Consider the following 9,667-nt stretch of genomic DNA (forward strand, 5'->3'; position numbering starts at 1 on the left):
ATCAGTTACTCCTAGTTGGCAGGCTCGGCTGGGAAGCCTTCCGCACGCATTTTTCTCAACACATCCTGCCAGCGCGACAAGCGTTTGGTATCACCGACTTTTTTGTTGCCTTTGGCACCAGGCAAGTACAACCCCTCGGCGTTGAATGAGTACACCGGGACCAGGTCGGTGCGACGGGTAGCCGGCAGGATCTCATCCATCAGGCTGTCGAGCACCAGTGGGACGGCGTCGGGGCTCGAATAATAAGTCAGGACCATGTGCGCCCGATTCTGCCGCAGGGCCTTGACGTAGGTAATGCGCAACTTGTCGCTGGACACGCCCAGGTGACGCAAACTGAAATATTTTGCGATGGCGTAGTCTTCACAGTCACCAGCACCTTTCCAGAGTGCCTCGACGGGCGTCTCCCAGTAATCCACAACGTGCCAGAGATCGATGTCTTCCACGTAGGTCATTTGCTTGTTGAAGAACAAATTGACGACCTTGAGCTGCTCCTGCTCGCTGACCTGTTTTTCGCTCACCAATAACCGCTGCCAGGCGTCGATACGCTGCTGGCCTTGACCCAAAGGCCCGTAGACGGCGGTAGCCTTGCGGCTGATTTGCGAGAAATCCCAATCGGCACGCAGCCCGCCGAGCATCAGGCCGGCCAGTAAAGTTGCTGATAAAAGCCAGCAAAGCAGTCGATAGGGATTAAAACTTACCGCCAAAATGTTCAGTCCGTGAAAGAGACGGAATTTCCAGGGATGGTGAAGCCTGGCCCTACAAAAAACAATGGCACAGTGCAATCATCGCAGGAGGCGGCGTTTTTATAACCGCCCTTGTGAGAGACACAAAGTATGCTGTGTAAGCACTTACAAACGGAAACTTTGGCTATTTGACAAGCACCTGGCCCATCTTTAGTGTTCTTTGGATCCAATTAGCCAGACTATTATTCAAGAAAGGAGGATAGCGCAACCGTGACGCAGAAGCCGAACCCATTAAGCAGCATCAAAATCAGCGGGCCTATTCCCGCCCATCTTGCGCGCTCCGTTATCGAAGAAACGTTGCGTAATGCCATCCTTGATGGGCGATTGCCCTGTGGCACCGCCATGCGCCAGCAAGAACTGGCCAGCCTGTTCGGCGTCAGTCGCATGCCGGTACGCGAAGCGTTGCGCCAGCTGGAGGCGCAATCCTTGTTGCATGTGGTGACTCACAAGGGTGCCGTCGTTGCTCCCTTGATCGAGGACAATTCGGCCGAGACCTATGCCCTGCGCATGTTGCTGGAGTCCGAGGCCCTGCGCCTGTCGATTCCGTTGCTCACCGACGCGGACCTTGCTCAAGCTGAGGCCTGTATCAACGCACTGGAAAGCGAGAAAGACTACACCGAGATTGGTCGGCTCAATCGCCTGTTTCACATGGTGTTGTACGGCAAGGCGCCCAACCAGCGGCTGCTCACTTTGGTCGAGCACGGATTGAATGAGGAGGAGCGCTTCCTGCGCTTCAACCTTGAGGCGATGGGGCTGGGGGAGACTTCCCAGGAGGATCACCGCGAACTGCTGAGCCTGGTAGCGCAGAGGAAGGTCGAGGAGAGCATCCTGACGCTGCGTAACCACTTGATGCGAGGCATGGAGGTGATCGCGACCTACCTCAGCGGCCTTGAGAGCGCCGAAAAAAACCCCACTCAGTAGGTTTTTTCGCTTTTGCCCTTGATCCTTAGGTGATGTAGCAACTTTCTTATCAGGGATTGTTGCTCCATCAGAAAAAACAAAGAACCAAATCATAATTAGAGCCGACTCAGCGCGCAGCAAAATCCCACGTATAGCTGGGGAATCACCACACACATAAATATCGGGAAAAACATCTAATACATTTGTATACCGGTTCAAACATTCAACCAGCTTATTATCTTTTCCCAGCAAGACACACCTTTCCATCCACTGCGTCTGCCTAGTGCAAGGGCCTCGCCGTGCGCGTGGGCGCGCTCAAGTTACTCTCGCACTCACAACTATAATATTTCAACACTGCTTTTAGAGCACTCGCAACAACTCATAGGCGTCAACCATGTACCCACATTCACTCGCGCAAAAAAAACGACAACTTTTTGATCATCCGTTATTTATAGAAATAACCAGCCTCGGCAAGTTACAACACTTCATGAAACACCATGTATTTGCTGTCTGGGATTTCATGAGCCTGACCAAACGCCTGCAACAGGACCTCACTTGCATGCAGTTGCCCTGGCTCCCCTCCACTGACCCGCACGCTGCCCGCCTGATTAACGAAATCGTGCTGGCGGAAGAGTCGGACGAGCACCCGACGCGGGGCTATTGCAGCCACTTCGAGCTGTACTTGGACGCAATGACGGAAGTGGGCGCCAGCACGGTCGCAATCACTCGCTTTATCGACCTGCAAAGCCAGGGAGTGGAGGTAAGCGCAGCCTTGCAGATGATCGATGCGCCCCAGGGCGTAGTCCGCTTCGTCGACAGCACCTTACAAATTGCCCTGAGCGCTCCGACCCACTGTGTGGCGGCGGCGTTCCTGCATGGCCGAGAGTGTGTGATTCCGTCAATGTTCGAAAGGCTTTTGCATAGCCATGCTTTCATAGGTCGGCAGGCCCCTACGCTATGTCACTACCTCAGCCGCCATATCGAAATAGACAGCGATGATCACGAGCCCGCGGCGCAACAGTTGCTACAGCGCCTGGTCGACGCAGACCCCAGCCGTCAGCAACAGGCCGATAACGCCGCCCTGGGCGCCGTGCAGAGTCGTATTACCTTCTGGGACGACGTACTGGCCTCGATGCAAGAGGTACGTCCGTGAACGCCGCTCATTACCAATCCTTTGCCGACGACTGGGAGCGTCGCGCAACCATCCGCACACGCCCCCGGCGGATGTTGGAAGACGACGACAAACTCATCTTCCCCCTGTGCCGTCAGCCTCTGGTGCTGAGTGCAACCTTTCTCAAGCACTGCCCGCAATGGCGCGACTTCGTGCTGGTGCAAAGCTTCTATAAATTCATCAATGACGTGGTGATTTTCGAAACCGAGATCGTCGACAAAACCGCGCGCAGCATCGCTAAAAATCGCTTCTCCCTGCCCTTCCCGCTCGCCTGCCGCTACGATGCGATGACGGTCGTTGTCGACGAGGATTACCACGCGCTGGTCGCGCTGGATTTCCTGCAGCAAGCCGTGCAGATGACCGGAATCCAACCGCTCGATCTACCCGGGCAAATTGAATTGGGCCGCGCGCTGCCGGCAGCCCAGGCACAGGTACCGGCATACTTGCACGATGCCGTAGAGTTGATCGGCGTCGCCATCGCTGAGAACACCGTCACCCATGACGTCGCAGCGTTTTCCAAAGATGGCAGCGTCAAATCCTCTGTCCGCGGCCTGATGGCCGATCATCTGTTTGATGAAGGGCGGCATGCGCGGTTCTGGACACAGTTGGTGCGCCTCTACTGGCAATCGGCAAGCTCTGAAGATCGCGACCACATTGCTCAAGCCCTGCCCGTGTTCCTGACGCACTACCTGACCAACGACCTACAGAAAGACTTCGATCTGCAACTGATCGAACACTTGGCTATCAGTGCCGATACGCGCCGAGCACTGCGCGACGAAATCCAGGCGCTGGACTTTCCCATCACCCCCCAACATCCGCTGCTGGCCAATATCATGGGCCTCCTGCACCACAGCGGCGTACTGCAAACCCCCAGCGTGGCACGAGCCCTGCGCGACTACCTGCCCGTATCGAGGAGGTTGGCATGAGGCGCTTGCAGATCGAGTGGCGTGGTACCGGTAACGCTCTGGCGGCGCTCAGGCAGGAGCTGGAGCAATATGGGCATGTGGCAGGAACGGGGTCTGTGGATCTGGTTATTGAAGACGGGAGTCAGCCGCTGCCGCCCTCGCCCGCCAGTGCGCCATGGTTAAGCTTGCGCGTGGGTATCGGCCCGCTCTGCGAACACGGGCTGCCCTCATTACAGTTACGCTGCTACGACCGGGAGCGGCGCCTGCTGACGGTGCACGACGTTGCCCGGGAGCCCAGCGGTAATGGGCAGCGGTTGCGTCAGCAGGCAACGAATGCAGTGGTGGAGTGGGCTGCTTTGTTGGTCTGCGGTTTTTCAAGAGACCCCGCTTATTTCTCGGCAACGGCCGCTGCTAACGCCTGGCCTGAACAGGGCCTGCAAGAGCTGGATGCCTTGGCTTTCATGCACCGGTTCAACCACACGGCGGCCCCTGCCTTACTGCACGCGGCCCGAACGCCCATGATCGAACGGCTGCAGGCCAGCCTCAATACCTTCGCGCATCGAACAGTGCTGAACATCGCCGGTCATGCGCTGACTTATCGGCAGCTCCAGCAACAAGCCATGGCTATTCAACAACGCCTGCTTCCCTTGCTGGAGGATGCCGAGGCTCCACAAGTGGTCGGCGTATGCCTGGAGAAATCTGCCGAGTTGTACGCCAGTATTCTCGCGGTGCTTGGCTGTGGCGCCGTGTATTTGCCGCTGGTGCCTGACCACCCGGAGCAACGCCAGCACTGCATGCTGACCAGCCTCAAGGCCTGTGTGCTGCTGGAGAATGGCCAGCACCCATTGCGAGAGCGTTTCGTTTCACTTGATGTGAGCCAGGTGGCCGCGCACAGCGCCGACATGACGCAACCGCTGATGCACCGTCACCCCCGTGCCGACGAGCCGTGCGTGGCACTGTTCACCTCGGGTACGACGGGCCAGCCCAAGGGGGTACTGCTGAGCCAATACAACCTGGCGCATTTCACGGCCTGGCTCGTCAGTTGCGTGGCGTTGGATCAACACAGTCGCGTCCTGCAATTTTCGCCACTGGGCTTCGATTCTTCACTGATCGATATTTTCCCTGCATTGATCGCCGGCGCCGAGTTGATTGTGCCCAGCCCAGACCAGCGTCACGACCCTCAGCAACTGGTAGAACTGATTCGCAAGCAACGCGTCACTCATGGGTTTGTGCCACCGGCACTGCTCAGCATCCTGCCGCTGGATCAGCCGTTGGGCATGACTCATTTACTGACCGGAGGTGATTTCTGCGAGCCCTGCGTGATCGAACAACTGGCCGGTCAATGCCAGTTGCATAACCTCTATGGGCCGACCGAGGCCACTGTGTTGGCGACCCATCGGGTATTCCAACGAGGTGACAGCCATCGCAATATCGGCCTCCCCATCGCTAACAGCCAGGTGCTGATTCTCGACGAGAACCTGCAGCCCGTGGATGAACAGGTAATGGGCGACTTGTACATTGTCGGTCCCGGAGTAAGCCTGGGTTATTCGAATACACTCTCGCGGGCCGACAATCCGTTCGTGGCGCTGACACTGCCAAATGGCCAAGTGCTACAGGCTTATCGCAGCGGCGACTTGGCAAAATGGACGCAAGAGGGCATCGAACTGGGCGGCCGCAGGGATGAGCAAGTCAAGATCCGCGGGTTTCGAGTTCAGCCTCAGGATATTGAACAGTGCTTGCGCGATAGTCGCTTGTTTCGCCAAGTGGCAGTGGTGATCGATACGGCACACAGAGTCATCGGCTTTGCCGCCCAGCCGGAATCTGGCGCTACGCTGGCAAGCCTGAAGGAACATGCTCGACAGTGGTTGCCGGTGCATATGCAGCCCAGCGCTTGGAGCGAACTGGCATGCATGCCCCGTTCGAATAACGGCAAGATCGATCGCAAGGCCTTGCTGGCCATGCCAATACCCATACCCATCGGGATGGATCGCTGTCGCATACAAGACCCTTTGCAGGCACAACTGGCTGACGTGTGGGGTGAGCTGCTGGGATTACCCGCAGGCGAACTCTCGATTGATGAGAGTTTTTTCAACCTCGGTGGCCACTCCATCCTGTTGTCGACCCTGTTGCTACGCCTGCGCGAGCAGTTTGGCCGCAGCTTCTGCCTGAGCCCCTTTTTTGAGACGCCGACCATCCGCACATTGGCCGCACTCATGGATGGCAGTGCACTGCCGGATACACCATCCAACCAGATGGAACAAGATGCGACGCGAGCACTGGAGGTCGAGATGCTGCCCGAGACCCTTGCGGGAGACTCGCGCAAAGCCATCGTCACCGGCGCGAACAGCTTTGTCGGGGTTCATATTGTCCAGGCACTGCTGACTGGCGGGGCGCAGGACGTGGCGTGCCTGGTGCGCGAGTTGCCCGGCCATTCGGCAGCGACAAGGTTCGCCCAGGCATTGCGTGAATACCGCTTGGAACATCTGGACCTGAGCCGAGTACAGGTATACGCCGCCGATATTCGTAAACCTCGCCTGGGCTTGGCCGACGACGTGTACGAGCACCTCGCCCGTCATTACGGCGTGGTGGTGCATAACGCCGCGCAGGTCAATCATGTGATGGATTACGCCTCACTCGCCAAGGACAACGTCGAGCCGGTGCTGGAATGCCTGCGCCTTTGCGAGACCCATTGCAAGAAGGTCCTCAATTTCATCTCGACGCTGTCAGCCTGCAGCAGCGTGGACGTCGACGGGTCCGTGCTTGAAGCGCCTGCCCGACGCGCACTGCCGCTCTATGTGAAAAATGGCTACAACCTCTCCAAGTGGGTAGCCGAGCGGCTATTAGGACGGGCAGTCGAGCAAGGGGCCTGGGTCAATATTCATCGGCCGGGAAATATCAGCTTCAACAGCCAGAACGGCGTTTGCCAGCCACAGAAAAACCGCTTGATGTTGATGCTCAAGGGGTCTCTGCAATTAGGGATGGTCCCGCGACTGGACGTCAATTTCGATCTGATGCCGGTGGACTTCCTGGCGCGTTTCATCGCCTACCACAGCGTGCGCTTTGACCCTGGGCGAAACGTGTTCAACCTGCACAACCCACTGCCCTTGAGTTGGGACCAGTATCTCGACGCCTTCAGCGAGGCTGGGCACGCTTTTGACCGAGTAAGCATTGAACACTGGCAACGGGCGCTGCGCAAAGTGAGCCGCAATAACGCGTTGTTCGGAGTGCTGGGCTTTTACCTGGACGGACTGGGCGAGGACATCGGTGACACATCGATGATCCGTTACGACAATGCCCGGTGGGGCGTGGAAAAAATGGGCATGTGCTATCCACCCAAGAGCCAGGCGCTGTTACGCAAAGGCTGCGACTATCTGAGCGCTATCAGTTTCCTCTGAATAGCACCCTGGACGTGAGACCAAGCGATCGGAGCGAGAGGCCTCGCTCCGATGCGGTCAGGATCAGATCTTGAAGCTATCGACCAATTGCTTCAGTCGGCTGGCCTGCTGGGACAGCGCATCGCAGTCCTTGAGCGTCTCGTTGAGGTTGGCCACACCCTGCTGGTTCAGCAAGTTGATCTGGTTGATATCGACGTTGAGGGTTTCAACCACGGCGGTCTGCTCTTCAGTGGCGGCCGCGACGGATTGGTTCATGCCATCGATCTCAACGATACGTTGCGTCACGCTGACCAGACGCTCACCTGCCTGGTTGGCGACTTCGACGCTTTCTTCGCTGGAAGCCTGGCTGGCGTTCATGGTGGTCACGGCTTCGCGCGAACCCACTTGCAGCGAAGTGATCATCTTGTGGATTTCTTCTGCCGACTCCTGGGTACGGTGCGCCAAATTGCGCACTTCATCCGCCACGACGGCAAAACCACGCCCTGCTTCGCCAGCACGGGCCGCTTCGATCGCCGCGTTTAGGGCGAGCAAGTTGGTTTGCTGGGAAATGCCTTTGATCACATCCAGGATGTGTCCGATGTTATCGGTACTGGCATTAAGGGTTTCGATCTGAGTGCAGGACAGGCTGATCTTTTGCGAAAGCTCCGACATCGCCTGAATGGTTTGCTCCACCACTTTACGACCATCGTCAGCTTGTTCGCTGGCACCACTGGCATGCTGGGACGCGTCAGCAGCGTTGCGCGCGATTTCCTGGGTGGCGGCCCCTAGCTCGTTGATGGCTGCGGCCACGCTGTTGGTACGCGCGCTCTGTTCGTCAGAACCGATGATCGACGCATTGGATGAAGCCATCACACGCTGGGACAAATCGTGCACCTGGCGCGTTGCCGAAGACACCTCGGAAATCGACGCGTGAATTCGCTCGACGAACTGGTTGAATGCGCTGCCGACCTCGCCGAACTCGTCTTTGCTGGTCACGTCGAGACGTCGGGTCAAATCACCTTCGCCTTGGGCAATGTCCTGCATGGCCACGCCCATGGTGGTCAACGGGCGCAACAGTACTTGAATCAACAGGCTCAGGAGCACCGCAATAGCCACAACGGCAATCAACATCGCAATCAAGGCCGAAGTACGGAATTTGCCCAGCGGGGCATAGGCTTTTTCTTTGTCGATCGAAAGGCCGATGTACCAGTCAGCGCCAGGCAAGCCGCTGATAGGCGTGAAGGAAAGGATGCGATCCTGACCGTTGAGGACAACGTCCTGATTGAGCTTCTCAATGCGCACGTTGGTGCCGGGATAGATGTCCTTGAGATTCTTCATCACTTGGTCCTGGTCCGGACTGACGATGACCTGGCCATCACCGCTGACCAGGAACGCATGGCCGATACCACCGAAGTCTACCGAGTTGATGATCTTCACCAGTGTCTGCAGGCTCAGGTCACCACCGACAACACCCAACAACTCGCCATTCTTTTTCACCGGCATGGCAATTGTCACGATCTGACCGCCCACAGCCGCCATATAAGGCGGAGTAAGCATGGTTTTGTCCGCCACTACTGCTTGCTTGTACCAAGGGCGCTGACGGGGGTCGTAGTCGTCAGGCATCTTCGCGTCAGGGCGCTGTGTGAATACCCCATTGGTTTGACCTACATAGGTGAACTGGAAATTGGTGGTGAATGCTGGCTGATCGACCAAACCTGGGAGGTCGGCGGCGCTGCCCTGGTGGGCAACGTTCTGCGCCAGGTTCTCGAGGACCAGGATGCGACCACTGAGCCAGTTCTGCACACTGCTGGCGGTGAGCTCGCCGGATTGCTGGATGGACGACGTAAGGTTTTGCCTGATGGTGCTGCGCTGCAGGTAGTCGTTGTAGAGGGTAAATAACGCGAAGGCTAAAACCACGACGCCTGACGCGGCCAACAGAATTTTATGACTGAACTTGAGATTCATTTCATCGACTTCTTTTGCCAAAGGGGGGTGAGCGTGCCGAGTGGAACATTCCATGTATCGGGATAGGCGGACTCTGCGGTCGCTCTATTTCGGTGCACGCATGGCTCGTCAGGCTTTCGGCCAAACTTCGACAAATCTTAGGAATTTGTGAGAAGCATCTTCTTTTAACGTAGGAAACCGACAGGCGGTAGCCGTAAGGCAGATTTGCTGCGGTGGGCCGCCCTAAACGACAAAACCCCTGTCTGCGTTAGCAGACAGGGGTTTCGGAATTCAATCTTGACGATGACCTACTCTCACATGGGGAAACCCCACACTACCATCGGCGATGCATCGTTTCACTGCTGAGTTCGGGATGGGATCAGGTGGTTCCAATGCTCTATGGTCGTCAAGAAATTCTGTGTACCAGACCGTTGCGTTGGCAACGTGCCGGTGAAATTCATGAGCTTCTACATAAACAAAACCCCTGTCTGCGTTAGCAGACAGGGGTTTTGGAATTTAATCTTGACGATGACCTACTCTCACATGGGGAAACCCCACACTACCATCGGCGATGCATCGTTTCACTGCTGAGTTCGGGATGGGATCAGGTGGTTCCAATGCTCTATGGTC

Annotated in this window: 6 protein-coding genes and 2 rRNA genes; 4 read left to right on the plus strand and 4 right to left on the minus strand. The window is 57.0% G+C overall.

The genetic code is table 11. The features are described from left to right. Nucleotides 1-11: 11 nt before the first annotated feature. Nucleotides 12-635 (minus strand): cysteine protease LapG, encoded by a 624-nt coding sequence (lapG, locus tag JFT58_RS24740; RefSeq protein WP_371264164.1) that lies wholly within the window; start codon nucleotides 633-635, stop codon nucleotides 12-14. A gap of 318 nt (nucleotides 636-953) precedes the next feature. Here lapG and JFT58_RS24745 point away from each other — a divergent pair, with 318 nt between their 5' ends. The 4 genes from JFT58_RS24745 (at nucleotide 954) to JFT58_RS24760 (ending at nucleotide 7,114) form a co-directional block, all read left to right on the plus strand. Then, entirely contained in the window at nucleotides 954-1,664 is a 711-nt protein-coding gene (locus JFT58_RS24745; RefSeq protein ID WP_096143747.1) for a GntR family transcriptional regulator, read from the plus strand. Nucleotides 1,665-2,037: 373 nt separating this feature from the next. Then, entirely contained in the window at nucleotides 2,038-2,796 is a 759-nt protein-coding gene (locus tag JFT58_RS24750; protein ID WP_054899075.1) for a DUF3050 domain-containing protein, read from the plus strand. Further along, on the plus strand, nucleotides 2,793-3,740 hold the full coding sequence (locus tag JFT58_RS24755) for a diiron oxygenase (protein ID WP_034125398.1): 948 nt from the start codon (nucleotides 2,793-2,795) through the stop codon (nucleotides 3,738-3,740). The genes JFT58_RS24750 and JFT58_RS24755 overlap by 4 nt, the downstream gene beginning before the upstream one ends. Further along, nucleotides 3,737-7,114: an amino acid adenylation domain-containing protein gene (locus tag JFT58_RS24760; RefSeq protein WP_054899076.1), complete on the plus strand. Its 3,378-nt coding sequence runs from the start codon at nucleotides 3,737-3,739 to the stop codon at nucleotides 7,112-7,114. Before JFT58_RS24755 ends, JFT58_RS24760 begins: the two co-directional genes overlap by 4 nt. A 63-nt stretch (nucleotides 7,115-7,177) precedes the next feature. On the opposite strand, the gene JFT58_RS24765 is transcribed toward JFT58_RS24760, so the two are convergent. The 3 genes from JFT58_RS24765 to rrf (JFT58_RS24775) form a co-directional block, all read right to left on the minus strand. After that, the gene (locus JFT58_RS24765; RefSeq protein ID WP_034125396.1) at nucleotides 7,178-9,058 is read right to left on the minus strand and encodes a methyl-accepting chemotaxis protein; all 1,881 of its coding nucleotides are present in this window, start codon (nucleotides 9,056-9,058) and stop codon (nucleotides 7,178-7,180) included. Nucleotides 9,059-9,332: 274 nt separating this feature from the next. Next, nucleotides 9,333-9,448, minus strand: a 5S ribosomal RNA gene (rrf, locus tag JFT58_RS24770). A gap of 109 nt (nucleotides 9,449-9,557) precedes the next feature. Then, a 5S ribosomal RNA gene (rrf, locus tag JFT58_RS24775) occupies nucleotides 9,558-9,667 on the minus strand; the annotation flags it as partial.

The organism is Pseudomonas sp. MF6767, from assembly GCF_016405475.1.
GTDB lineage: Bacteria > Pseudomonadota > Gammaproteobacteria > Pseudomonadales > Pseudomonadaceae > Aquipseudomonas > Aquipseudomonas paracarnis.

Excerpts from the sequence above, each read along its gene's own strand:
- lapG (WP_371264164.1), bottom strand. The coding sequence starts at position 635 with ATGCTCGGCGGGCTGCGTGCCGATTGGGATTTCTCGCAAATCAGCCGC.
- JFT58_RS24750 (WP_054899075.1), top strand. The coding sequence starts at position 2,038 with ATGTACCCACATTCACTCGCGCAAAAAAAACGACAACTTTTTGATCAT.
- JFT58_RS24760 (WP_054899076.1), top strand. The coding sequence starts at position 3,737 with ATGAGGCGCTTGCAGATCGAGTGGCGTGGTACCGGTAACGCTCTGGCG.
- JFT58_RS24765 (WP_034125396.1), bottom strand. The coding sequence starts at position 9,058 with ATGAATCTCAAGTTCAGTCATAAAATTCTGTTGGCCGCGTCAGGCGTC.